The following is a 24,219-nucleotide window of genomic DNA, read 5'->3' on the forward strand; positions in this document are numbered from 1 at the left end:
ATTGGGGTAACAGTGCTTACAACGTGCGGCGCATACCGATATGGGGAATATCGTCTTCCAGATACTCATCGGTGGCTGCCACGAACCCATAGCGCCCGTAATAACCCTGCAGGTGTGCCTGGGCCGACATATATATGGGCAGGCCCGGCCAGCGCAGCCCGCAGGCCAGCAGCGCCTGTTCCATCATGGTGTGGCCAAGGCCGGTGCCCCGCGCGCTGGGCGCGGTGACCACGCGGCCGATGACCACCTCACCGTCATTGAGGGCCGGATCGAGCAGGCGCAGGTAGGCGACCAATTGCTCACCATGCCAGCCCAGCAGGTGGCAGGTATCGCCCTCCAGGTCGCGGCCATCGACTTCCAGATACGGGCAGTTCTGCTCGACCACGAACACCTGGGTTCGCAGCACCAGGGCAGCGTACAGCTCGGTCTTGGTCAGTTCGGTGTGGTGTTTGCAGTGCCAGGTGACGGACATGGTCGGCTCGCGGCTGGAGACTCGGGGACGGCAGGCGACTCTACCCGCTTTGCCCGCTTTCGTCATGCCAGGGCAGCCACCTCTACTTCTCGATCACCTGCCCACGCAGGGCGGCCAGGCGGGCCAGCAGGCGGTTCTGCACGGGCGTCGGCACGCCCTGGCTGTCCATGGAGGTCTGCAGGTTCTCGACCAGCGCATTGAAGTGGCTGGGCGTCAGGTTCTGGCCCTTGTGGCTCTCTTCGAGTGAATCGCCGGTGTAGACGCAGGGCCCGCCGGCGATCACGCAGAACTTGTCGACCAGCTTGTCGCGCAGGCCGGCGATATCCACCTTGGTAAAGAACTGCACGATGCGCGGGTCGCCTGCCACATTGAGCAGCATGCCCTCGACAATACGGGTGATGCCGGGTTTCTCGCCCAGGTCGCGGTACAGGCTGTCGTCCTTGGCCGGCTGCTGTGCGCAGCCGATCAATACCAGCGCCAGCAGGGCAATGCACAGGGAACGCAGCATGCTCAGAAGCTCCCCTGCACGGACAGGTAGGCGCCATTCTGGTTGTCCAGCGTGGCGATCTCGCCAAGGCGCGCGTAGGCCAGCACGATGGCCAGGTGTTTGTTGGGGAAGTAGCCGACGAACAGGTCGGCCCAGTCGCTCTCGCCGGCGAAGTTGAGGTTGTCCGGTTTTTCCCGGTACTCCACGCCAACCGCCCACTGGCGGTTGAGCAGCACAGCCAGGGAGCCCTCCTTGAGTACCGAGCGACGGTCTCGGCGGTCGCCGCCAAAGCCCAGCAGGCCAAGCTCGTTGGCCCGGCTGTAGCGCACGCCGCCATTGAGCAGCAGGTTGTAGCCAAAGGCGCCGCCAAGAATCAGCCGGCTGGCGGTCAGGTAGCCTTCGGTGTCCTCGTCACGCTGGGCACCGACCAGGCTGGGGATGAGAAAGTCCTTTTGGCGCTTGTGCTGGATGCCAAGGGAAACCTGGGGCAACTGGTCGTAGATCAGATCGCCGAACAGGCGCACCTTGATGCCGAAAATGTCCTGACTGAGGCTGTTCTCCGGCAGGCTCAGGCCTCGGGCCAGGTTGCCCAGGTCGAAGCGCTGGCGCGCGTAGGACAGTTCGATGCGGTTGTCATAGGCCGCGGCCATGCCGGCCACATCCAGGCGGTAATCACCGGTTTCCACCCGGGTGGCGAACACGTCGGCGCCCCACTCGCCCTTCTCGCCATAACCGGCCAGCACGGCCCAGGGCGTGATGCCGCCGCCGGCAGCACCTTCCAGGCTACTGGCGCCCCCTGTGGCCAGCAGGCGACCCTCGCCCGCCACTGCAGCCGAAGTGAGCATGCCGAGCAGCAGGGCGCCAGTCAGTTGTGATAGCCACATGGTCAATGCACCGAAGAAACAGGGGAATTTAACGGCCGTTGCATCCAGGCCTCGAAAGCTGCCGCCGCCAGGGGCCGGCTGATCAGGTAACCCTGCACGCTGTCGCAGTTCCAACGTTTGAGCAGGTCCAGGCTATCCTGCAGTTCGACCCCCTCGGCCACCACCTTGAGTCCCAGGCTATGGCTCATCTCGATGGTCGAACGGACGATCACCGCATCTTCGCTGGTCTCGTGCAGTTCCCGGATGAACGACTGGTCGATCTTCAGCTCCTGCACCGGCATGCGCTTGAGCTGTGCCAGAGAAGAGTAGCCGGTGCCGAAATCATCCACCGACAGGCCGATACCCTGCTCACGCAGCCCCTGCAAGACCTGCAAGGCCTGCGCCGGATTGCGCATCACGCCGCTCTCGGTGATCTCGAAAATCAGCTGCGATGCCGGCACCTGGTAATGGGCCAGCAGCCGGCCCACCCGCTCCGGCAAGTCGACGTCCATCAGGTCCTCGGTGGAGATATTCAGCGACAACAGCACCACCTGCCCGCGCTGGCGCCATGCCTGCAGCTGGCGCATGCCCTCCTCGATCACCCAGGCGCTCAGCATCTGGATGCTGCCGGTGCGCTCGGCCAGGGGGATGAACTCGCCCGGTGACACCATGCCGAACTGCGGATGCTGCCAGCGCAGCAGGCCTTCGGCCTGGATGCTCGCGGGGTTGCGCAGATCCAGCTTGGGTTGGTAGTGCAGCAACAGCTCTTCACGCTGGGCGGCGCGGCGCAGGTCGCGGATCAGTTGCACCTGGCGCTGCTGGGCGGCATCGCGGCCACTCTCATAGACCTGGATGCGGCCTGCCAGGTAGCCGGCGTCCTGCATGGCGATGCTGGCGCGGCGCAGCAACTCTTCAGGCGTAACGCCATCGCTGGGATAGCCGGCAATGCCGATGCGGCAATCCAGGGCGACGTCCAGGTTGTCGAGCCGAAAGGGCTTCATCGACAGCTGCTGGACGCGGTCGGCGGTGGCTACCGCGCTGTCCACATCGGCGCCTTCGAGCAGTAGCACGAACTCGTCGCCGTGCAGCCGCGCCAGGCTGTCGGACGGACGCAGCGCAGCCTGCAGGCGACCGGCCAGCTGCTGCATAACCCGGTCACCGCCACCCTCACAGCTTTCACTGACCGTGCGGAAGTTGCCGATGCCCAGGTACAGCAAGGCGATATGCCGTTCGGCCATGATCGCGCTGCTCAGGCGCTCGAGGGCCAGGTTGCGATTGGGCAGGCCAGTGATGGGGTCATGCAGTGCATTGTGAGCCAGCTGGCGCTCACGCTCGGCGATCCCCTGCTGCATGCTTTGAAAGGCCTTGGCCAGGCTGCCGAGCTCATCGGAACGATCGAGCGCCAGCGGCACCTCGTAGTCGCCCTGGCCGACACGTTCGGCTGCACCGGCCAGATGGCGAATGGGCCGCGACAGGTTGCGCGCCAGCAGCAGCGCGCCCAGCAGTGAAGCCACCAGCGCGGCCACCGCGATCAGCAGAATCTGCCTGTTGAGAGCCGCCACCGAACCGCGGGCCTGCTCGAGCGAGCGCTGCAGCAGAGCCTGAACCCTGAAACCGTCACCGCTGGCGAGCGCCAGGCGCTGCACCAGGAATGGCTCGTCGCCATGCAGAACCTCGCCGCTGTCACCGTCGAAGACGATCATCGGCATGTCCGGCAAGGTGCTCACGCGCACCTCGGGCTGGCCTTCCATGCTGCCGGTAAGGGTCAAATCCAGGTGAGTCAGCTGATTGAGTTCGCGGGCAAAATCCTGATCGATGGCGAACCCCGTCACCAGCCGCGCAATCGGTACCGGCGCATTGACGGTGGCCTGCACCAGCAGATAGATGCGGCCATCGACAGGCATGAGCAGACTCTGCCCATGCTGGCTCAGCTCCCGGTTGATCTGCTCGGCCTGCGCCACTGGAAGCGGCGCCAAGGTGCTGGCGGTCAACTTGCCATCCATGTCGAACATCATCACCACGCTGGCGTTGATCCGCGCGCCATGATTGAACAGTGCCGAGCGGATGGTCGCCTGGTCGCCACTGGCCACCGCTTCACGAAAACCGAAGTCGCTGGTCAGCACCTGAACGGCATCGCGCAGCTGCCGGGCGTGCACGTCGAGCAGTTGCCCGAACACACCGGTACCCACCTCGAGCTGCTCACGCGCCTGGGTGCGGATCGACGCATTGGTCGCCGCCTGCACGGCGAAATACAGCGCGCCGATCACCACCAGCAACAGCAGGATCAGAACACTGGCGATACGCGCCTGGAAACTAGTGCGAACCATGTTCCACGGCTTTCTTGAATGCGTCCCCGAAAGTGCTGGGTGGTGCCCCAGGCGGTTCGGTTGCAGCGGAGGCCTGGACCGGCAAGGCGACGCGCCATTGCCTGCCGGCATTATCGACCTTCAGCGCCTCGCCCTGCTGCGGGCGCATATCGGGCAGCGCCGAGTGCCACAGGGTGACCTGGTAGTCGCCGGCCGGCAGGTTGTCGAAGCTGACCTTGCCCTGGGCATCGCTTACGGCGAACCAGGGGTCATCGGTGACATAGATGTAGCCCACCATCCAGTCATGGATGTTGCAGCCCAACACCACCAGGCCGGGCCGGTCGAATAATACCGGGGCACTGGGTGTGCCCTGGTACAGGCGCAACTCGAAGCGCTTGGCGGGCGAAAAGGAGTAGACCTGATGACGGATATCGTCGCGGTTGGGAAAGGTCACCGCGGTACCGGTGCGTACGGCCAGCACACCTGGTACGAAACGCATGTCCTGCTGGTCCATGATCGCCGTGCCCGGCGGCGTGCCAGTGCTCGCTGCACCGCGCAGCGTTACCACGGCATCGGCCAGTGGCGCGCCTGCGGCATCCACGACTTCGCCTTGCAGGCTGGCGGCCTGGGCGACGCACAGCGACCCGAGCAGATACAGGTGTAGGGCGAGGAACAAGGGTTTGGTCATGGGAGCTCGTCAAAGGTCGATCGGACCGGCTGCTGGCCGCGTTACTGGTTCCAGCGCAGGTGAACAAGGACTGAAGAAAGATTAGCTGCCCTACGCGAGAAGTTCGAGCTTTTATGGCAAAGCAGGCAGGCAAAATGCCACTACACCAGAAAATCGCTGCTGGCTCTGGCCTTCGCGGGCCTACTCGCTGCCACGCAGGCGTTTGGGGGTAAGCCCCAAGTAGCGACGCATGGCGGTGGTCAATGCGCTCTGGCTGGAGAAACCACACTCCTCGGCGATGCGCACCAGCGGCAGGCCGCTGCCACGCAATAAGCGGGTCGCGCGATCGAGCCGCGCCTTGAGCAGGTACTGATGGGGCGTGAGGCCAACGCTGTCCTTGAACTGGGCGTGGAAGTGGCTCGGGCTCAGGCAGGCGACATGGGCCAGCTCGGCGACGCTGATGCGCCGCGCCAGGTTGTCAGCGATGTAGCCATCGATGCGCTGCACGTCCAGCGAGCCGTGACCCCGTGCGGACTGTTCGCCGAACAGACGCAGGTGCAGGGCGCGCAGCAGCACGCCGCCCAGCGAACGGGCGAGCATGGGATCGCTGCCGTAGCGCTCCAGCTCGGCGCCGGCGTAGCAGAGCAGGTGCTGGAAGTCGGCATCGAGCTGCGGGTAGCGCGGGGTGTCGAACAGGTGGCAGAGCAGTTGCAGGTCTTCGCTGCTCATGTCCTGCTCGTTGAGGTCGACGATCAGCATGCGGTTGTCGCCAATACCGGCGAACTGGTGGTCGGCATCCCCCGGCACCAGGCAGGCGCGCATGCGGCACACTTCCCCGCCGCGCCCTACCACCTCGAATTCGGCACGCCCGGACACCGACATCACCAGTTGATGGTGGTCGTGGGTATGTTCGTGGGCCTGATCGTCCAGGCGCATGAGGCGGGCGTTGAGCATGATTCGCAACTCAGTGGGCGCAGCGCGCACTCTACCGCGTTGCCAACAAAAACTGTACGGGGCACGACCAGAGGCGAGATCGTCCGCTCAGGCACCTGCTGACACATGAATAAATGTTGAAAAAAGCCGGCGACGCCCCATCTAACCCTCAACGTCAATGGACAGGTGCCGCATGAACGACCCGCACGATATCGAGATCGCTTCGGAGCAGACCAGCCACAGCCTGATGCTGCCCGGCCAGAACCTGCCGGACAAACTCTATGTGATTCCGATCCACAACCGCCCCTTCTTCCCGGCCCAGGTGCTTCCGGTCATCGTCAACGAAGAACACTGGGCGGAAACCCTGGAGCTGGTCAGCAAGACCGAGCACAAGACCCTGGCGCTGTTCTACGTCGACAAGCCGGTTACCGACCCGCGTCACTTCGACACCTCGAGCCTGCCGGAGCACGGCACCGTGGTGCGCGTTCACCACATCAGCAATGATGACGGCAAGCTGCAGTTCGTCGCCCAGGGCCTGACCCGGGTGCGCATCCGCGGCTGGCTCAAGCATCATCGCCCGCCCTACCTGGCCGAAGTCGACTACCCGCGCAATGCCAATGACTCGCGTGACGAGGTCAAGGCCTACGCCATGGCGCTGATCAACGTGATCCGCGAGCTGCTGCCGCTCAACCCGCTGTACAACGAGGAGCTGAAGAACTACCTCAACCGCTTCAGCCCCAACGACCCCTCGCCGCTCACCGACTTCGCCGCGGCGCTGACCACCGCGCAATCGAAGGTGCTGCAGGAAGTGCTCGACACCGTGCCGATTCTCAAGCGCATGGAAAAGGTGCTGCCGCTGCTGCGCAAGGAAGTCGAGGTGGCGCGGCTGCAGAACGAACTCTCCGACGAGGTGAACCGCTCGGTAGGCGAGCATCAGCGCGAGTTCTTCCTCAAGGAACAGCTGAAGATCATCCAGCAGGAACTGGGCATCACCAAGGACGACCGCAGCGCCGACGCCGAGCAGTTCAGCGCGCGCCTGGAGGGCAAGACCCTGCCCGAGCAGGCGCGCAAGCGCATCGACGAGGAGATGAACAAACTCTCCGTGCTGGAGACCGGCTCGCCGGAATACGCCGTCACCCGCAACTATCTGGACTGGGCCACCAGCGTGCCCTGGGGCGTGGTCGGCAAGGACAAGCTCGACCTCAAGCATGCCCGCAGGGTACTCGACGATCACCATGCCGGCATGGACGACATCAAGCAGCGCATCACCGAGTTCCTCGCCGTCGGCGCCTTCAAGGGCGAGATCGCCGGTTCCATCGTGCTGCTGGTCGGCCCGCCCGGCGTGGGCAAGACCAGCATCGGCAAGTCCATCGCCGAATCCCTGGGCAGGCCGTTCTACCGCTTCTCGGTCGGCGGCATGCGCGACGAGGCGGAGATCAAGGGCCACCGTCGTACCTACATCGGCGCCCTGCCCGGCAAGCTGGTGCAGGCGCTCAAGGACGTCGAGGTGATGAACCCGGTGATCATGCTCGACGAGATCGACAAGATGGGTAGCAGCTTCCAGGGCGACCCGGCCTCGGCGCTGCTGGAAACCCTCGACCCGGAGCAGAACGTCGAATTCCTCGACCACTACCTGGATCTGCGCCTGGATCTCTCCAAGGTGCTGTTCGTGTGTACCGCCAATACCCTGGACTCGATCCCAGGCCCGCTGCTCGACCGCATGGAGGTGATTCGCCTGTCCGGCTACATCACCGAGGAAAAACTGGCCATCGCCAAGCGCCACCTGTGGCCCAAGCAACTGGACAAGGCCGGCGTGTCGACCAAGCAGCTGTCGATCAGCGACAGCGCCCTGCGTGCGCTGATCGAGGGTTATGCCCGCGAAGCCGGCGTGCGCCAACTGGAAAAGCAGCTCGGCAAGCTGGTGCGCAAGGCGGTGGTGCAACTGCTGGAGGATCCGCAGAGCAAGGTCAAGATCGCCGCCAAGGACCTGGAAGGGTACCTGGGCATGCCGGTGTTTCGCAGCGAACAGGTGCTGTCCGGCGTCGGCGTGATCACCGGCCTGGCCTGGACCAGCATGGGCGGCGCCACGTTGCCGATCGAAGCGACGCGCATCCACACCCTCAACCGCGGCTTCAAGCTCACCGGCCAGCTTGGTGAGGTGATGAAGGAATCCGCGGAGATCGCCTACAGCTATGTCAGCTCCAACCTGAAGACCTACAAGGGCGACCCGACCTTCTTCGACCAGGCCTTCGTGCACATGCACGTGCCGGAAGGCGCCACGCCCAAGGATGGCCCGAGCGCCGGCGTCACCATCGCCAGCGCCCTGCTCTCCCTGGCCCGCAACCAGGTGCCGAAGAAAGGCGTGGCGATGACCGGCGAGCTGACCCTGACCGGCCAGGTGCTGGCCATCGGTGGCGTGCGCGAGAAGGTGATCGCCGCGCGCCGGCAGAAGATTCACGAGCTGATCCTGCCCGAGGCCAACCGCGGCTCTTACCAGGAGCTGCCGGAGTACCTCAAGCAGGGCATCACCGTGCACTTCGCCAAACGCTTCAGCGATGTCGCCAAGGTGTTGTTCGACTGATCGCCCAATGACGGGTTGCCAGGCCTGGTAGCCCGTCATTGCTCCGCTGCCGCCCTGCTGGCAATTCGATAGATCGAAACCCGAATGCTGCTGTCAGAACCTGACCCGGCTGCCGTGAGGCTCGCCTGTGCAGGTCGATCCGTGCCGGGGCGATAGTCGATATAAGGAGAACGGGGATGCCCCGCACCGACAAGGAACACTTCATCGGGCTCGAGTGGCTGCGCTTCATACTCGGCCTGTACATCGTGGTCTTCCACACCCTGCACAACTACCCCGAACAGCAGCTGCCGATCATCAAGCAGCTCAGCGGCGCGGGCTTCTTCGCCACCAGTACCTTCTTCGTGCTCTCCGGCTTTCTGCTCGCCCACGTGTACTGCCAGCGCGGCCAGATGCGCGAACCGGCGGTGAGTTTCTGGAGCCGCCGCTTCGCCAACCTCTACCCGCTGCATATCTTTTCGCTGTTGCTGACTATCTCGGTGATCTTCGTGATCAGCAACCTGGGCATTCCGCCGGACGACACCAAGGCCAGCGTGCGCTTCGTGGTGTACGACACCAACGAAGACATGACCGATATCTCGCGCGCCACCCTCGAACACTTCATGAGCAACGGCGAGCTGGCCTTCAACAGCGTGCTGCAATTGCTGATGCTGCAGGCCTGGAACCCCTTCTACCTGACCTTCAACGCGCCGCTGTGGTCGATCTCCACGCTGTTCTTCTTCTACCTCACCTTTCCCTTCGTGGCGCCGCGCCTGGCACGCTTGAAGCACAAGGTGCTGTGGCTGGGCATCATCACCCTGATCTACCTGATTCCGCCGGTGCTGGTGATTCTCAACGGTGACTACGGCATGCCGTTCACCGGCATCCTGCACCGCAACCCGCTGGTGCGCCTGCCCGAGTTTCTCGCCGGCATTCTCGCCTACGGGCTGTTCCGCGACCTGCAGGACGCCGGCCGCACGCCGGGTGCTGGCGGCGTCGGGCTGATGATCGCCGCGGTGCTGGCCTGTTTCCTCGGCACCGCCTGGCTGATCGAAGGGCCGCAGTTCTGGTACTACCTGCTGCACAACGGCCTGCTGCTGCCGGCGCAGATCATGCTGATCTACGTCTGTGCGCTGGCAGCCTCGCCAAGCAGCGAATCGGTCAGGCGCTGGTCACAACGCCTGGGCGCCGCCTCGCTGCCGCTGTTCGTGCTGCACGTGCCGGCATTCACGCTGTTCTCTCGCTCGGAAAAGCTGCTGGGCGTGGCCTCCGGCGACTGCTTCGCCAACTGGGCGCAGTGCGCCGTACAGGCTGGCGAGCAGGAACTGTCGATCGTCTTCTACCCGCTGTTTTTGCTGCTGACCGTCATCCTCTGCGTGTGGGCCCAGGAGAACGCCGTGGTGCCGACCCGCAAACGCCTGCTCAAGTGGTTGCCCGTGCGGCGTAGCACAAGCTGAGAAAAACGGAAGGAAATTCACAGGAATCATCTGCAATAGCGACGGTCGGAAGGAGGTGTTCGGCCGACCGTGCCGCTGTTTCTTACTGTTTTCTGGAGGGATCCGTGATCCTCAAAACCGTCAAGGCATCTGTCCGCCACAGCATGCTGCCAGCTGCGCTGTGCCTGGCCTGTACCACCTCGCTGTTCAGCGCTCATGCGCTGGCCTTTTCGCTCGACGACGTGGCTTCGCAGGCCGAGGGTTTGCTGGACAAACCTTACGCCGCCCCCGCCAGCAACCTGCCCAACGAACTGCGCACCCTGTCGTTCAAGGATTACCAGCAGATCAAGGCACGTGAAGACAAGTACGAATGGGCCGACGGCAAGACGCCCTTCAAGTTGAGCTTCTACCACCAGGGCATGCACTTCGAGACCCCGGTGAAGATCAACGAAGTGACCGCCACCAGTGTCAAGGAAATCAAGTACGACCCCGAGCGCTTCGACTTCGGCGACGTGAAGGTCGACAAGGAAGCCACCAAGGATCTGGGCTATGCCGGTTTCCGCGTCATGTACCCGATCAACGAGAAGGGCAAGCTCGACGAGATCATGAGCCTGCTTGGCGCCAGCTACTTCCGGGTGGTCGGCAAGGATCAGGTGTACGGCACTTCGGCCCGTGGCCTGGCCATCGACACCGCACTGCCCAGCGGTGAGGAATTCCCCTATTTCCGCGAGTTCTGGATCGAGCGCCCGAAAGCTGGCGACAAGCACCTGGTGATCTTCGCCCTGCTCGATTCGCCCCGCGCCACCGGCGCTTATCGCTTCATCCTGCGCCCAGGCAAGGACGCAGTGGTCGATGTGCAATCGCGGGTATTCCTGCGCGACAACGTCAACAAGCTGGGTATCGCCCCGCTGACCAGCATGTTCCTGTACGGCAGCAACCAGCGCTCGGCCAAGGCCAACTACCGTCCGGCCCTGCATGACGCCAACGGCCTGGCGATCCACACCGGTAGCGACGAGCATATCTGGCGCCCGTTGAACAACCCACAGAACCTGGCGGTGAGCACCTTCCAGGTCGAGAACCCGAAAGGTTTCGGCCTGCTGCAGCGTGGCCGCGACTTCGCCCAGTACCAAGACCTTGACGATCACTATGAAGAACGCCCCAGCGTGTGGATCGAGCCCAAGGGCGAATGGGGCAAGGGCAAGGTCGAGCTGGTGGAGATTCCCACCCCGGACGAGACCAACGACAACATCGTCGCCTTCTGGACGCCAGACGAGCAGCCCAAGCCTGGCGAGCCGATGCAGTTCGACTACCGCATGCACTGGACCAAGGACGAGCGTGCCCAGCTGGGCCAGGACATCGCCTGGGTCAAGCAGACCATGCGCAGCGCCGGTGAGGTCAAGCAGCCCAACCTGACCCGCAAGCTCGATGGCAGCATCGCCCTGCTGGTGGACTTCGAAGGCCCGAGCCTCGAGGCGCTCAAGCCCGATGCCGCGGTAGCCAGCAACTTCAGCATCAACGACAACGCCGAGGTGCTGGACAACCACCTGCAGTACAACAAGGCCACCAAAGGCTGGCGCATGACGGTGCGTTTCAAGGTCAAGGATCCCAAGCAAGCGGTGGAAATGCGCGCGGCTCTGGTCGAGGGTGACAAGACCCTCAGCGAGACCTGGAGCTATCAACTCCCGCCCAACACGGTCGCCCCCCAATGAAAACCTCCGAGCAGTCCGCCCTGGACGAGTACCTGGACAGCCTGCCGCTGAGTGCCACCGAGCGTGAGGCGCTGGCCGATTGCCGCGACTTCGGCGAACTGCACAGCCGCCTTGGCGGCGTGCAGACGGCAGAGGCCGAAGAGGCCGTGCACAAATCCGCCGCCCGACGTATCGAGCTGGGTGCAGGTGAATCGCTGCAAGACACCGGCCTGCTGTCGCTGGACTCGGCCGGCCGGCCGGTGCTGCGCGCCGCGCCGCCGCTCAACCGCACCAAGATGACCCCCGAGCCCTGGCACACCAACCTGCTGAGCCGTGGCCTGCGCTCGCTGTTCGGCAAGCGCAACCCGCCACGCCCGCCCAAGCGCGAACTGGAGCCAGCGCGCTGGCGCCGGGTCGGCTCGCTGCGCCGGCACGTGTTGCTGTTGCTGATGCTCGGCCAGACCGCGGTCGCCACCTGGTACATGAACAGCATCCTGCCCTATCAGGGCTGGGGGCTGATCAACCTGCAGGAAGTGATGGAGCAGGACTGGCAGGACAGCTTCTTCCAGGTTCTGCCCTATGTCGTGCAAGGCAGCATCCTGGCACTGTTTTCCCTGTTGTTCTGTTGGGTATCGGCCGGTTTCTGGACAGCCTTGATGGGCTTCTGGGAGCTGATGCGCGGCTACGACCGCTACGGTATCTCCGGCAGCAGCGCCGGCGACGAGCCGATCGATCCGCAGGCCCGTACCGCGATCATCATGCCGATCTGCAACGAGGACGTACCGCGGGTTATCGCCGGCCTGCGTGCCACCTATGAGTCCGTCAAAGCGTCTGGCGAGCTCGATCGGTTCGACTTCTTCATCCTCAGCGATACCGGCGACGCCGACATCGCCGTCGCCGAGCAGCGCGCCTGGCTGGAGCTGTGCCAGGAGACCAAGGGCTTCGGCAACATCTTCTACCGCCGCCGCCGTCGCCGCGTGAAGCGCAAGAGCGGCAACATCGACGACTTCTGCCGTCGCTGGGGCGGCGACTACCGCTACATGGTGGTACTCGACGCCGACAGCGTGATGAGCGGCGAATGCCTGACCAAGCTGGTACGGCTGATGGAAGCCAACCCCCAGGCCGGCATCATCCAGACCTCGCCGAAAGCTGCGGGCATGAACACCCTGTACGCACGCCTGCAGCAGTTCGCCACCCGCGCCTACGGCCCGCTGTTCACCGCCGGCCTGCATTACTGGCAGCTCGGCGAGTCCCATTACTGGGGCCACAACGCGATCATCCGCATGCAGCCGTTCATCGAGCACTGTGCCCTGGCGCCATTGCCGGGCAAAGGCTCGTTCGCTGGCGCGATCATGTCCCACGATTTCGTCGAGGCCTCGCTGATGCGCCGCGCCGGCTGGGGCGTATGGATCGCCTACGACCTGCCGGGCAGCTACGAGGAATTGCCGCCCAACCTGATCGACGAGCTGCAGCGTGACCGTCGCTGGTGCCACGGCAACCTGATGAACTTTCGCCTGTTTCTGGTCAAGGGCATGCACCCGGTGCACCGCGCGGTGTTCCTGACCGGCGTGATGTCCTACCTGTCGGCGCCGCTGTGGTTCATGTTCCTGCTGCTCTCCACTGCCCTGCTGGCGATTCACACGTTGATGGAGCCGCAGTACTTCCTGGTGCCCGGCCAACTGTTCCCGGTATGGCCACGCTGGAACCCGGAAAAAGCCATCGCGCTGTTCTCCACCACCCTGACGCTGCTGTTCCTGCCCAAGCTGCTCGCCGTGATCCTGATCTGGATCAAAGGCGCCAAAGCCTACGGCGGGGCCTTCAAGGCCACGCTGAGCATGCTGCTGGAAATGCTCTTCTCGGTGCTGCTGGCACCGGTGCGCATGCTGTTCCACACCATGTTCGTCACCGCTGCGTTCCTCGGTTGGTCCGCCACCTGGAACTCGCCGCAGCGCGACAACGGCATCACCACCTGGGGCGACGCCACGCGCCGCCACGGCTGGCAGGCGCTGCTGGGCATCGTCTGGACGGCAGGCGTGGCCTGGCTGGATCCGAACTTCCTGTGGTGGCTGTCGCCGATCGTGGTGTCGCTGATGCTGTCGATCCCGGTGTCGGTGTTCTCCAGCCGCCTGAGCCTGGGGCTGGCCAGCAAGAAGGCCAAGCTGTTCCTGATTCCCGAGGAGTCCGACCCGCCCCAGGAGCTACTGTCTACCTACGCCTACACGCGGCACAACCGTGAGCACGCCATGGAAAACGGCTTTATCGAGGCGGTGCTGCGGCCCTTCCCCAATGCCCTGGCCTGCGCCATGGCAACGGCACGTCACGGTCAGGCGCCCTTGCTTGAAAAAGCTCGCCAACGCGCCCTGGGCGAAGCGTTGGAGCTGGGCCCCAAGAAGCTCGATGGCAAGCGCAAGCTGGCGCTACTCAGCGACCCGGTTCTACTGGCACGCCTGCATGCGCAGCTATGGCAGCAGGCCGAGCAGCACCCGCTGTGGCGCCATGCTTACCAGCAGAGCGCGCCGGCCCAGCCAAAACATGACAACCAGGCGCTCAAGCTGGCACCGACCGGCACCCCCTCACCCCTGGTCAACTGACCGCCACACGGTCATCCAATCCAGGCTGGCACGGGTATCGCCCTCTCCAGGGCGGTACTCGGCGCCCAGCCAGCCGCGGTAAGCGGCCTTCTCCAGCGCCTCACGCACTGAACCAAAATCGATACCGCCACTGCCAGGCGCACCACGCCCCGGACAATCGGCGAACTGCACATGGCCGATTCGCCCGGCCAGCATGTCGATAGCAGCCACCGGGTCGATGCCCTGCCGGGCCATATGGTAGATATCCAGCTGCGCCTGGAAATTGCCGTGGTCAACGGCAGCCAGCAGCGACTGCAGGTGCTGCGGCGTGTTGACCAGAAAGCCCGGCATGTCGAGGGGATTGATCGCCTCGCTGACCACGCCAATGCCGAGTAGTCCGAACGCCTCGGCCGCCTTACGGATATTGCCGGCCAAGGTGTCCAGTGCCTGCTCGCGCGCAAGGCCTTCGGCCAGCCGCCCGGGCAGCACATTGATCACGCTCGGCCTTACCATGGCCGCGTAGGTCAGCGCTTCCTGCAGCGCCTTATCGAATGCATCCTGACGCTGCGGCACCGCGGCCAGGCCCGGGCCGCCCTCGAGAAAATCGCCGCCCGGAAAATTCATCAGCGCCAGCGGCAGCCCTGCCCGCTCCAGCTCGTCCTTCAGGCGCAACGCCGGCACTTCATAGGGGAACTGGATTTCCACACCGTCGAAATCCGCTGCCGCTGCAGCGACGATGCGTTCGAGCAAAGGCCGCTCGGTAAACAGCATGGTCAGGTTGGCGGATAGCTTCATGTACGACTCCCTGGGCTGCCCGCTCGATAGCTCGGCACGGGTGATAAGAGAGGCTTTCGCCTCGATTTTGCCTAGCTAGCTAAGCGTAAAGGGCTCGCGGCTAAAGCCGCTCCCAAGCAATCGCCGGGCGACCGCTTCTGCCTTGTAATTGCCGCTTTATGCGCATAAGGAACGTGAACAGCTTCTTACAGACCATCCTTTTGCAGATGATCGAGGTCGACCGGGTCGCCACTATGGGCATCGAGGCGGTGACGAATGTCCTCGAACATCTGGTCGAATTCCTCATGCTCGTGGCTGATCAGCACCACCTTCGTCGGCAGGCCATGCTTGTGTGCCAGGCGGCTGACCACACTGGCGAAGTTGAAGGCGGTGTCGCGGTGCAGCTCGAAGGACTCTTCGAAGGCCTCACCGTCGACCACGCCCTTCAAGTTCATGTGCAGCATCGGTCCCTCGGCCGCATCCTGGCGAATATCGTAATGCAGGTCGATGGCGTAGCTGGGGATGCAAGGGGCTGCCACGCTGTTGCTGCGATGGAAATGGCCGGGCTCGAACATATGTTGCCTCCTGTGCTGAAGAGTCGACCCAAGTGTCAGTCGACTATGGACTCACCACCATAGACAGTTGCGGTAAAGGATGATGCGAAAACACCGCCGCACCACAAAAGAGCACTGAAAGCACCAATAGTGAGCATTTTCGAAACACGCCGGCTGCTGCAAATACCCAACGCAGAGGGCTTGATACGATCGTTTGAAGTCAGTGCTTCTTTTCGGCGCGCTCCTGCACCAGCACCCAAGGCGCAACGACCACCGCCCATAACGCGGGATCACGGTGGAGCAGATCCTCGGCACGGGAATCGTTCAACACGGCGATACGCCCCGCTTCCAGCCAGGCGGCAACTACCTCCTGACGGTTTTCAGCGACCGCTTCGGCTACCTCGATCAGGTCCTGATCACTTTCGACCCATAGTAAAGAGCCGCGGGCGAAGAACGGCTGCAGCTCCTGCCAGGTGATGGGTGCGGTTTCGCCGAGCAATTTGGCATAGAGGGTGCTTGGTTCTCTGTTCATGGCAGTTCCATATGGCAATGGCCGTTTTTTGACGGCGGCCATGATAACGACGGATGGCTGACAGGCAAGGGACTGTCAACCGCCCGGCGGTCAGGAACTAGCCGTTTTTCTATACATTTCTTGCAATTACGCGACATTCTTACCGATCTCTTTCGACTGCCGACTTTCCAAGGCGCAAATCTGCGCTCTACACTGTATCGGTACAGTTGCCGGGGATATGGCCGGAAGTCGACTCCGGTTCTGCTGCTTTGGCTACCAGAACTACAACAAAACGCAACGAGTGGAGCACTATGAACAACGCTACTAAGCAGATTTCCAAGCTGTTCGCCGCTATGGCCCTGGCTGGTTGTGCCAGCTACTCGGTCGCCGCCGACACCATCAAGATCGCCATGGCCGGCCCGGTGACCGGTGCCGTCGCGCAGTACGGTGAAATGCAGTTCGTCGGTGCCAAGATGGCCATCGAGCAGATCAACAAGGCCGGTGGTGTGAACGGTGCTCAGCTCGAAGGCGTGGTCTACGACGACGCGTGCGATCCCAAGCAGGCCGTGGCCGTAGCCAACAAGATCGTCAACGATGGCGCCAAGTTCGTTGTTGGTCACCTGTGCTCCAGCTCCACCCAGCCGGCTTCGGACATCTACGAAGACGAAGGCATCCTGATGATCACCCCGGCTGCCACCAGCCCGGAAATCACCGCTCGCGGCTACGAGCTGATCTTCCGCACCATCGGTCTGGACAGCCTGCAGGGCCCGACCGCCGGCAACTTCATCGCCGACCACATCAATCCGAAGAACGTCGCCGTCATCCACGACAAGCAGCAGTACGGTGAGGGCATCGCCAGCGCCGTCAAGCAAACCCTGGAATCCAAGGGCGTGAAAGTCGGCGTGTTCGAAGGTATCAACGCCGGCGACAAGGACTTCTCCTCGCTGATCGCCAAGCTCAAGCAGCAGGGCATCGACTTCGTCTACTACGGTGGCTACCACCCGGAACTGGGTCTGCTGCTGCGCCAGTCCAAGGAAAAAGGCCTGGACGTTCGCTTCATGGGCCCTGAGGGCGTAGGCAACAAGGAAATCTCGGCCATCGCCGGCCCGGCTTCCGAAGGCCTGCTGGTGACCCTGCCGCAATCCTTCGACCAAGATCCGAAGAACAAGGCGCTGGTGGAGGCCTTCAAGGCCAAGAACGAAGACCCGAGCGGTCCATTCGTGTTCCCGGCCTACGCCGCCGTGCAGGTCATCGCTGGTGGCATCGAAAAAGCCGGCAGCACCGATACCGCCGAGGTAGCCGCAGCCCTGCGCGCCAACACTTTCGAAACCCCGACCGGCACCCTCGGTTTCGACGAGAAAGGCGACCTGAAGAACTTCAACTTCGTGGTCTACGAATGGCACCAGGACGGCACCAAGTCCGAAGCCAAGTAAGTCCCCCGCCGAAGAAGCTGATTCATGAGCTAGCGAGCTAGCGCCCTGCAAGGCGAGAACAGGCGAGGAAGCGCAGTGTACTTTTGTACATGAGCATTCCGACCCTGTTCTCAACGCGGCAGGGCTGACGCGCAGCAGATCATGAACAGGTTCTGAACCAAGAGCCCACTGCTGCGGTGGGCTTTGTTTATTAGCAAGAATCCCGGTTTCGTGCTGCGCCACAAGCGCTGTCGTGCGCGCAAACCCAGGAGTTAGGCAATGCCTGATCTTTATCACTACCTGCAACAGCTGCTCAACGGCCTGACCGTGGGCAGTACCTATGCCCTAATCGCCATTGGCTACACCATGGTTTACGGCATCATCGGCATGATCAACTTCGCCCACGGCGAGGTGTACATGATCGGTTCCTACGTCGCGTTCATCGCCATCACCCTACTGGCGATGATGGGCCTCGACAGCCTGCCGTTGATCATGATCTGCGCCTTCGCGGCGAGCATCATTGTCACCAGTGCTTTCGGTTACAGCATCGAACGGGTCGCCTACCGGCCGCTACGCGGCGGCAACCGGCTGATCCCGCTGATTTCGGCGATCGGCATGTCGATCTTCCTGCAGAACGCCGTAATGCTTTCCCAGGATTCCAAGGACAAGGCCATCAGCAACCCGCTGCCCGGCAACTTCGTGTTCGGGGAAAGCGCCATGAACGGCGTGGTGATCTCCTACATGCAGGTGCTGATCTTCGTGGTCACCTTCCTGACCATGATCGGCCTGACCCTGTTCATCTCTCGCTCTCGCCTGGGCCGCGCCTGCCGCGCCTGCGCCGAAGACCTGAAGATGGCCAACCTGCTGGGCATCAACACCAACAACATCATCGCCCTGACTTTCGTCATCGGCGCCGCCCTGGCGGCCGTGGCGGCCGTGCTGCTGGGCATGCAATACGGCGTGATCAACCCGCACCTGGGCTTTCTGGCCGGTATCAAGGCGTTCACCGCGGCGGTACTCGGTGGCATCGGCAGCATTCCGGGCGCCGTGCTTGGCGGCCTGGTACTCGGCGTGGCCGAAGCCTTCGGCGCCGACATCTTCGGTGACCAGTACAAGGACGTCGTGGCCTTCAGCCTGCTGGTACTGGTGCTGCTGTTCCGCCCGACCGGTATTCTCGGCCGTCCGGAGGTTGAAAAGGTATGAGCAAGAACCTCAAGACCGCCCTGTTCAGCAGCATTCTCCTGCTGCTGATCTCCTACCCGATTCTCGGCCTCAAGCTCAGCGTCGTCGGCATCAGCCTGCAGGTACAGGGCGCCAGCGCGCAAACCCTGTGGACCATTGGCATCGCCGCTGCGCTGCTGTTCGTCTGGCACCTGGTGCTGCGTGATCGCCTGCTCGGCGGGGACAAGCTCAAGGGCGCGCTGCCGAGCATTCCGGCGAACCTCAAGGACACCCTGACCCTGCCCAGCGTGCAGCGCTGGATCATGCTGGCGCTGTTCGTGGTCGCCCTGGCCTGGCCGTTCTTCGGCTCCCGCGCGGCGGTGGACATCGCCACGTTGATCCTCATCTACGTGATGCTGGGCATCGGCCTGAACATCGTGGTCGGCCTCGCCGGTCTGCTCGACCTGGGTTACGTCGGCTTCTACGCCGTGGGTGCCTACACCTACGCGCTGCTCGCCGAGTACGCCGGTTTCGGCTTCTGGACAGCGCTGCCGATCGCCGGGCTGATGGCCGCCACCTTCGGCTGCTTGCTGGGCTTCCCGGTGCTCAGGCTACGCGGCGACTACCTGGCCATCGTGACCCTGGGCTTCGGCGAAATCATCCGCATCATGCTGCGCAACCTCACCGATATCACCGGTGGCCCGAACGGCATCAGCTCGATTCCCAAGCCGGAGCTGTTCGGCCTGTCGCTGGACCGTCGTGCGCCGGATGGCGGCCAGACCCTGCATGATTTCCTCGGCATCGCCTACAACTCCACCTACAAGGTGATCTTCCTCTATCTGATCGCCCTGCTCCTGGTGCTGCTGGCCATCTTCGTGATCAACCGCCTGATGCGCATGCCGATCGGCCGCGCCTGGGAAGCGTTGCGCGAGGACGAAATCGCCTGCCGCGCCCTGGGTCTGAACCCGACCACGGTCAAGCTTTCGGCCTTCACCATCGGCGCCAGCTTCGCCGGTTTCGCCGGTAGCTTCTTCGCGGCCCGCCAGGGTCTGGTGACACCGGAGTCGTTCACTTTCATCGAGTCGGCGATGATCCTCGCCATCGTCGTGCTCGGCGGCATGGGCTCGCAGCTGGGCATCATCTTCGCCGCCATCGTGATGACCCTGCTGCAGGAGATGCGCGACTTCAACGAGTACCGCATGCTGATATTCGGCCTGACCATGATCGTGATGATGATCTGGCGTCCGCAGGGCCTGATGCCCATGCAGCGCCCCCACCTGGAGTTGAAACAACGATGAGCCGCCCGATTCTAGAAGTGAGCGGCCTGTCCATGCGTTTTGGCGGCCTGCTGGCCGTCAACGGGGTCAGCCTCTCGGTCAATGAAAAACAGGTGGTGTCGATGATCGGCCCGAACGGCGCCGGCAAGACCACCGTATTCAACTGCCTGACCGGCTTCTACAAGCCGACCTCGGGCAGCATCCGCCTCAACGGTGAGCAGATCGAAGGCCTGCCGGGCCACAAGATCGCCCGCAAGGGTGTGGTGCGTACCTTCCAGAACGTTCGCCTGTTCAAGGAAATGACCGCGGTGGAAAACCTGCTGGTCGCCCAGCACCGCCACATCAACACCAACTTCCTCTCCGGGCTGTTCAAGACCCCGGCGTTTCGCCGCAGCGAACGCGAAGCGATGGATTACGCGGCCCATTGGCTGGAGCAGGTCAACCTGACCGAATTCGCCAACCGCCCGGCCGGCACCCTGGCTTATGGTCAGCAGCGCCGCCTGGAAATCGCCCGCTGCATGATGACCCGGCCGAGCATCCTGATGCTCGACGAGCCGGCCGCCGGCCTCAACCCGCGGGAAACCGACGACCTGAAAGCGCTGATCGGCGTGCTGCGTGACGAGCACAGCGTGACCGTGTTGCTGATCGAGCACGACATGAAGCTGGTGATGAGCATTTCCGACCATATCTTCGTGATCAACCAGGGCACGCCCCTGGCCGACGGCACACCGGAGCAGATCCGCGACAATCCGGACGTGATCAAAGCCTACCTGGGGGAAGCGTAATGCTGTATTTCGACAACGTTTCCACCTTCTACGGCAAGATCCAGGCGCTGCACGGCGTCAGTGTGGAAGTGCGTCAGGGCGAGATCGTCACCCTGATCGGTGCCAACGGCGCCGGCAAATCCACCCTGCTGATGACCCTCTGCGGTACGCCCCAGGCCACCAGCGGCAGCATCCGTTATCAGGGTGAAGAGCTGGTCGGCATGGAAACCCCGCTGATCATGCGCAAGAGCATCGCCGTGGTACCGGAAGGCCGCCGTGTGTTCGCCCGCCTGACCGTCGAGGAGAACCTCGCCATGGGCGGCTTCTTCGGCAGCAAGGCCGATAATCAGGAGCAACTGGACAAGGTGCTGCACCTGTTCCCGCGCCTGAAGGAACGCCTGGTGCAGCGTGCCGGCACCATGTCCGGTGGCGAACAGCAGATGCTCGCCATCGGCCGTGCGCTGATGAGCAAGCCCAAGCTGCTACTGCTCGACGAGCCGTCGCTGGGCCTGGCACCGATCATCATCCAGCAGATCTTCGACATCATCGAACAGCTGCGCAAGGACGGGGTGACCGTGTTCCTGGTCGAGCAGAACGCCAACCAGGCGCTCAAGCTGGCCGACCGCGGTTATGTGCTGGAGAACGGGCGGATCGTCATGCAGGGTAGCGGCCATGATCTGCTCAATGATCCGAAGGTGCGCGACGCCTACCTGGGCGGTTAGAAAACCACCGCGGGTTTGGCTCCATGCGTCGTCCCATCTTCTGCATCCATGCAGTCGCGCGTGGCCATCGCAACCTTGCAAGCAGGCTAAGAATGCCCATGTACGGCTCGTACACTCGGTTTTTTAGCCTGCTTCTGCCGGCCCACCATCGGTGTTGCGCCGGCTGACTCGCCCGGGGTTTTCGTACCGCTACGGCAACAGGTCGGATTTACCCTGAACGATGCCCGCCGCGCTCCAGTCCCAATACTGAACGGACAAATACAGGAGTCGCACCATGCTGAAGTTTCTCGGCAGTACCATCGGCATCATCTTCCTGATCGGCCTGCTGGTCGTGATCGGTATCTTCTCGCTGATCTTCTGATCACCCTCACCCGCAAGCCGGACGTCCAGTCCGGCTTTTTTCATGCGGCGCGCATCACCGGGCTCACGGCGTTACAATGGGCATCACTTCGCTGAAGACGCCCTGCCATGACCGAACCCCTGCGCCTCTCCAAACGCCTGATCGAACTGACCGGCTGCTCACGCCGCGAGGCCGAGCTGTATATCGAAGGCGGCTGGGTGACGGTCAATGGCGAGGTGGTGGACGAGGCGCAGCGCAAGGTCACCGACGAAACCGTCGCCCTGCTTCCGGATGCCGTTGCCGAGCCGCTGCTGCCGGTTACCCTGCTGCTGCACATCCCCAGCGGGCGCTTTCCCGAACGCGCCGCCGAAGAGATCGGCCCGCATAGCCGCTGGGCGGACGACCGCGCCGAGCAGCGAACCCTGAAGGGCCACTTTGCTCGTCTGACGTCCTGCGCGCCCCTGCAGGCAGGCGCCGATGGCCTGCACGTACTGACCCAGGACTGGCGTACCGAGCGCAAGCTGCGCGAAGACCTGGCCAAGCTCGAACAGGAATATGTGGTGGAGGTGAGCGGCGAGCTGTCCGAGCGCGACCTCAAGCGCCTCAACCATGGCCTGGTGTTCAACGGTACTGCGCTGGCGCCCTGCAAGGTGAGTTGGCAGAACGAGACTCGCCTGCGCTTCGCCCTCAAGAACCCGTTGCCCGGCCAGCTGGTTTTCATGTGCAACAGCGTCGGCCTCAAGGTGCTCGGCCTCAAGCGTATCCGCATCGGCGGCGTGCCCATGGGCAAGGTACCGCCGGGCCAATGGCGTTACCTGGGGGCCAAGGAACGCTTCTAGGACGCTGTCGTCCGGCGTGCTCGAACGCCCCACTCCTCTTTTCATTTCGACCACGCCCACTGGCGTGGCCTGCAGTCAGGAACTCCCATGATCAATAACGATGTGCTGCGCAGCCTGCGCTACATGCTCGACATCAGCGACGAACAGCTGGCCGAAATCGTCCAGCTGGGCGGTCAGTCGGTCACCGAGCAGGAAATCGCCGCCGTGCTGAAAAAGGACGACGAGCCCGGCTACCAGCCGTGCAGCGACGAGCTGCTGGCCCATGCGCTCGACGGGCTGGTGTACTTCAAACGTGGCAAGGATGAAAGCCGCCCGGCTCCGGCGCTGGAGCTGCCGGTCAGCAACAACCAGGTACTGAAGAAGCTGCGCGTGGCCTTCGAGCTGAAGGAAGACGACGTGCACGCCATCATGCGCAGTGTCGATTTCGTGGTGTCGAAGCCGGAAATGAGCGCGCTGTTTCGCAAGGCTGGCACCAGCAACTATCGCGCCTGCGGCGACCAGTTCCTGCGCAATTTCCTCAAGGGCCTGACCCAGCGCCTGCGTGACTGAATACACCATGAATCATCAGGTTTCGCCCATCGGTTACCTGCGCTCCTGCTTCAAGGAGAAGTTCGCCATCCCCCGCCAGCCGCAGCTGGCGCCCGCCGCGCGCGGCGTGCTGGAGCTCTGTGCGCCGTTCGACAACGGCGACGCGGTGCAGGGCCTGGAGCAGGTCAGCCATGTATGGCTGCTGTTTCTGTTTCACCAGGCGCTGGAAGACACGCCGCGCCTCAAGGTGCGCCCACCCCGGTTAGGCGGCAACCGTGCCATCGGCGTGTTCGCCACCCGGGCGACCCATCGCCCCAACGGCATAGGCCAATCGGTAGTCAAGCTGGACAAGGTCGACAAGGATCGCCTGTGGCTGTCCGGCATCGATCTGCTAGACGGCACCCCGGTGCTCGACGTCAAACCCTACGTGCCCTACGCCGACAACGTGCCCGATGCTCTCAATCACATCGCGGCCGATGCACCGCCGCAAATCGATGTGCTCTGGCAGGAAAGCGCACTGGATAGCGCCCGTCGCCACGCCCTGCGCCTGGGCGAGCCACTGGTGGAGCTGATCGAGCAATGCCTGGCCCAGGATCCGCGCCCGGCCTATCAGCAGCCCACGCCCGAGCGCCGTTACGGCGCGCGGCTGTGGGATGTGGATGTGCAGTGGCACTACCCGCAACCTGGCTGCATCCAGGTGCTGGATATCACCCTGCCCTGACGGCGTGCAGGGGACATCTGCTTGGCCGACGGTTCAAGGCCAGAGCAGACATCCAATGATTCGTGGGAGAGGCTTTAGCCTCGAGATCTTTATACCTAGGCAGGCACAATCGGGGCTAAAGCCCCTCCCACAATAGCAGCAGCTGCGATGCCCGCTTCCGCCACATTCCTGCCTCGATGCAAGCACATCCCTTTCCTGCAGACGAAAAAAATCCGCAGCCATCGCTGGCTGCGGATTCGAGACCTTCAGTGGATCAGGCGCCGGCTTTCTGCACGGCATCCTTGATCAGGGTCTGCAGCTCACCCTTTTCGTACATTTCCAGCAGGATGTCGCTGCCCCCAACCAGCTCACCGGCTACCCACAGCTGCGGGAAAGTCGGCCAGTTGGCGTATTTGGGCAGGTTGGCACGAATTTCCGGGTTCTGCAGGATGTCGACGTAGGCGAACTTCTCGCCGCAGCCCATCAGCGCCTGGGAAGCACGGGCGGAGAAACCGCACTGCGGCGCATTCGGCGAGCCTTTCATGTACAGCAGAACGGTGTTGTTGGCGATCTGCTCTTTGATGGTTTCGATGATATCCATTAGGCACCTCAGAACTGGACTATCCGACTCGTGGGTCGATACGGTGGGCGCATTGTA

23 protein-coding genes are annotated in these 24,219 nt (G+C 63.2%); 12 read left to right on the forward strand and 11 right to left on the reverse strand.

Features of this window, described 5'->3' with window-relative positions:
- Positions 1–16 precede the first annotated feature (16 nt).
- The 6 genes from BM154_RS03310 to BM154_RS03335 all read right to left on the reverse strand — a co-directional run bounded on the left by BM154_RS03310 (position 17) and on the right by BM154_RS03335 (position 5,749).
- Positions 17–472 (reverse strand): GNAT family N-acetyltransferase, encoded by a 456-nt coding sequence (locus BM154_RS03310; protein ID WP_074880950.1) that lies wholly within the window; start codon positions 470–472, stop codon positions 17–19.
- A gap of 82 nt (positions 473–554) precedes the next feature.
- On the reverse strand, positions 555–977 hold the full coding sequence (locus BM154_RS03315; RefSeq protein WP_074882339.1) for a group I truncated hemoglobin: 423 nt from the start codon (positions 975–977) through the stop codon (positions 555–557).
- A gap of 5 nt (positions 978–982) precedes the next feature.
- Entirely contained in the window at positions 983–1,843 is an 861-nt protein-coding gene (locus BM154_RS03320; protein ID WP_074880951.1) for a DUF3034 family protein, read from the reverse strand.
- Positions 1,844–1,845: 2 nt separating this feature from the next.
- Positions 1,846–4,149, reverse strand: a complete 2,304-nt coding sequence (locus BM154_RS03325) for a putative bifunctional diguanylate cyclase/phosphodiesterase (RefSeq protein ID WP_074880954.1) — start codon at positions 4,147–4,149, stop codon at positions 1,846–1,848.
- Complete coding sequence (locus tag BM154_RS03330; RefSeq protein WP_074880956.1) at positions 4,136–4,816, reverse strand: methylamine utilization protein; 681 nt, start codon at positions 4,814–4,816, stop codon at positions 4,136–4,138. Before BM154_RS03330 ends, BM154_RS03325 begins: the two co-directional genes overlap by 14 nt.
- A gap of 180 nt (positions 4,817–4,996) precedes the next feature.
- The gene (locus BM154_RS03335) at positions 4,997–5,749 is read right to left on the reverse strand and encodes an AraC family transcriptional regulator (protein WP_074880958.1); all 753 of its coding nucleotides are present in this window, start codon (positions 5,747–5,749) and stop codon (positions 4,997–4,999) included.
- 172 nt (positions 5,750–5,921) lie between these two features.
- Between BM154_RS03335 and lon the strand changes: the two genes are divergently transcribed.
- The 4 genes from lon (at position 5,922) to mdoH (ending at position 14,000) form a co-directional block, all read left to right on the forward strand.
- On the forward strand, positions 5,922–8,309 hold the full coding sequence (gene lon / locus BM154_RS03340) for an endopeptidase La (protein ID WP_074880960.1): 2,388 nt from the start codon (positions 5,922–5,924) through the stop codon (positions 8,307–8,309).
- A gap of 176 nt (positions 8,310–8,485) precedes the next feature.
- A complete protein-coding gene (locus tag BM154_RS03345) occupies positions 8,486–9,742 on the forward strand; it encodes an acyltransferase family protein (RefSeq protein ID WP_074880961.1) in 1,257 nt (418 codons plus the stop codon).
- A 143-nt stretch (positions 9,743–9,885) separates the two neighbouring features.
- The gene (locus tag BM154_RS03350; protein WP_074882340.1) at positions 9,886–11,430 is read left to right on the forward strand and encodes a glucan biosynthesis protein G; all 1,545 of its coding nucleotides are present in this window, start codon (positions 9,886–9,888) and stop codon (positions 11,428–11,430) included.
- The gene (gene mdoH, locus BM154_RS03355) at positions 11,427–14,000 is read left to right on the forward strand and encodes a glucans biosynthesis glucosyltransferase MdoH (protein WP_074880963.1); all 2,574 of its coding nucleotides are present in this window, start codon (positions 11,427–11,429) and stop codon (positions 13,998–14,000) included. Before BM154_RS03350 ends, mdoH begins: the two co-directional genes overlap by 4 nt.
- Here mdoH and BM154_RS03360 read toward each other — a convergent pair.
- The 3 genes from BM154_RS03360 to BM154_RS03370 form a co-directional block, all read right to left on the reverse strand.
- A complete protein-coding gene (locus BM154_RS03360) occupies positions 13,983–14,774 on the reverse strand; it encodes a hydroxypyruvate isomerase family protein (RefSeq protein ID WP_074880965.1) in 792 nt (263 codons plus the stop codon). The genes mdoH and BM154_RS03360 overlap by 18 nt on opposite strands.
- A gap of 185 nt (positions 14,775–14,959) precedes the next feature.
- Complete coding sequence (locus BM154_RS03365; RefSeq protein WP_074880966.1) at positions 14,960–15,328, reverse strand: DUF5064 family protein; 369 nt, start codon at positions 15,326–15,328, stop codon at positions 14,960–14,962.
- Positions 15,329–15,527: 199 nt separating this feature from the next.
- Positions 15,528–15,839, reverse strand: coding sequence for a DUF2288 domain-containing protein (locus BM154_RS03370; protein ID WP_074880968.1), 312 nt, complete (start codon positions 15,837–15,839; stop codon positions 15,528–15,530).
- A gap of 290 nt (positions 15,840–16,129) precedes the next feature.
- Between BM154_RS03370 and BM154_RS03375 the strand changes: the two genes are divergently transcribed.
- The 5 genes from BM154_RS03375 to BM154_RS03395 all read left to right on the forward strand — a co-directional run bounded on the left by BM154_RS03375 (position 16,130) and on the right by BM154_RS03395 (position 21,154).
- Positions 16,130–17,251 carry a branched-chain amino acid ABC transporter substrate-binding protein gene (locus BM154_RS03375; RefSeq protein ID WP_074880969.1) on the forward strand — a complete coding sequence of 374 codons (1,122 nt, stop codon included), beginning with the start codon at positions 16,130–16,132 and terminating at the stop codon, positions 17,249–17,251.
- Positions 17,252–17,509: 258 nt separating this feature from the next.
- A complete protein-coding gene (gene livH / locus BM154_RS03380; protein WP_070886628.1) occupies positions 17,510–18,433 on the forward strand; it encodes a high-affinity branched-chain amino acid ABC transporter permease LivH in 924 nt (307 codons plus the stop codon).
- On the forward strand, positions 18,430–19,689 hold the full coding sequence (locus BM154_RS03385) for a high-affinity branched-chain amino acid ABC transporter permease LivM (RefSeq protein ID WP_074880971.1): 1,260 nt from the start codon (positions 18,430–18,432) through the stop codon (positions 19,687–19,689). The genes livH and BM154_RS03385 overlap by 4 nt, the downstream gene beginning before the upstream one ends.
- Complete coding sequence (gene livG, locus BM154_RS03390) at positions 19,686–20,453, forward strand: high-affinity branched-chain amino acid ABC transporter ATP-binding protein LivG (protein ID WP_074880972.1); 768 nt, start codon at positions 19,686–19,688, stop codon at positions 20,451–20,453. Before BM154_RS03385 ends, livG begins: the two co-directional genes overlap by 4 nt.
- Positions 20,453–21,154, forward strand: a complete 702-nt coding sequence (locus tag BM154_RS03395; protein ID WP_042556484.1) for an ABC transporter ATP-binding protein — start codon at positions 20,453–20,455, stop codon at positions 21,152–21,154. Before livG ends, BM154_RS03395 begins: the two co-directional genes overlap by 1 nt.
- A 189-nt stretch (positions 21,155–21,343) precedes the next feature.
- Here BM154_RS03395 and BM154_RS24105 read toward each other — a convergent pair whose 3' ends face one another.
- Positions 21,344–21,559 carry a hypothetical protein gene (locus BM154_RS24105; RefSeq protein WP_167364646.1) on the reverse strand — a complete coding sequence of 72 codons (216 nt, stop codon included), beginning with the start codon at positions 21,557–21,559 and terminating at the stop codon, positions 21,344–21,346.
- 63 nt (positions 21,560–21,622) lie between these two features.
- Between BM154_RS24105 and BM154_RS03400 the strand changes: the two genes are divergently transcribed.
- The 3 genes from BM154_RS03400 to tsaA all read left to right on the forward strand — a co-directional run bounded on the left by BM154_RS03400 (position 21,623) and on the right by tsaA (position 23,582).
- Positions 21,623–22,333 carry an rRNA pseudouridine synthase gene (locus tag BM154_RS03400; RefSeq protein ID WP_074880975.1) on the forward strand — a complete coding sequence of 237 codons (711 nt, stop codon included), beginning with the start codon at positions 21,623–21,625 and terminating at the stop codon, positions 22,331–22,333.
- Positions 22,334–22,420: 87 nt separating this feature from the next.
- Positions 22,421–22,882, forward strand: coding sequence for a YehS family protein (locus tag BM154_RS03405; RefSeq protein ID WP_074880977.1), 462 nt, complete (start codon positions 22,421–22,423; stop codon positions 22,880–22,882).
- Positions 22,883–22,889: 7 nt separating this feature from the next.
- Positions 22,890–23,582 carry a tRNA (N6-threonylcarbamoyladenosine(37)-N6)-methyltransferase TrmO gene (tsaA, locus tag BM154_RS03410; protein WP_074880979.1) on the forward strand — a complete coding sequence of 231 codons (693 nt, stop codon included), beginning with the start codon at positions 22,890–22,892 and terminating at the stop codon, positions 23,580–23,582.
- Between the two features lie 253 nt (positions 23,583–23,835).
- Here tsaA and grxD read toward each other — a convergent pair whose 3' ends face one another.
- Positions 23,836–24,162 carry a Grx4 family monothiol glutaredoxin gene (grxD, locus tag BM154_RS03415; protein WP_070886621.1) on the reverse strand — a complete coding sequence of 109 codons (327 nt, stop codon included), beginning with the start codon at positions 24,160–24,162 and terminating at the stop codon, positions 23,836–23,838.
- Between the last annotated feature and the right edge of the window lie 57 nt (positions 24,163–24,219).

Source organism: Phytopseudomonas argentinensis (assembly GCF_900113905.1).
Lineage (GTDB): Bacteria > Pseudomonadota > Gammaproteobacteria > Pseudomonadales > Pseudomonadaceae > Aquipseudomonas > Aquipseudomonas argentinensis.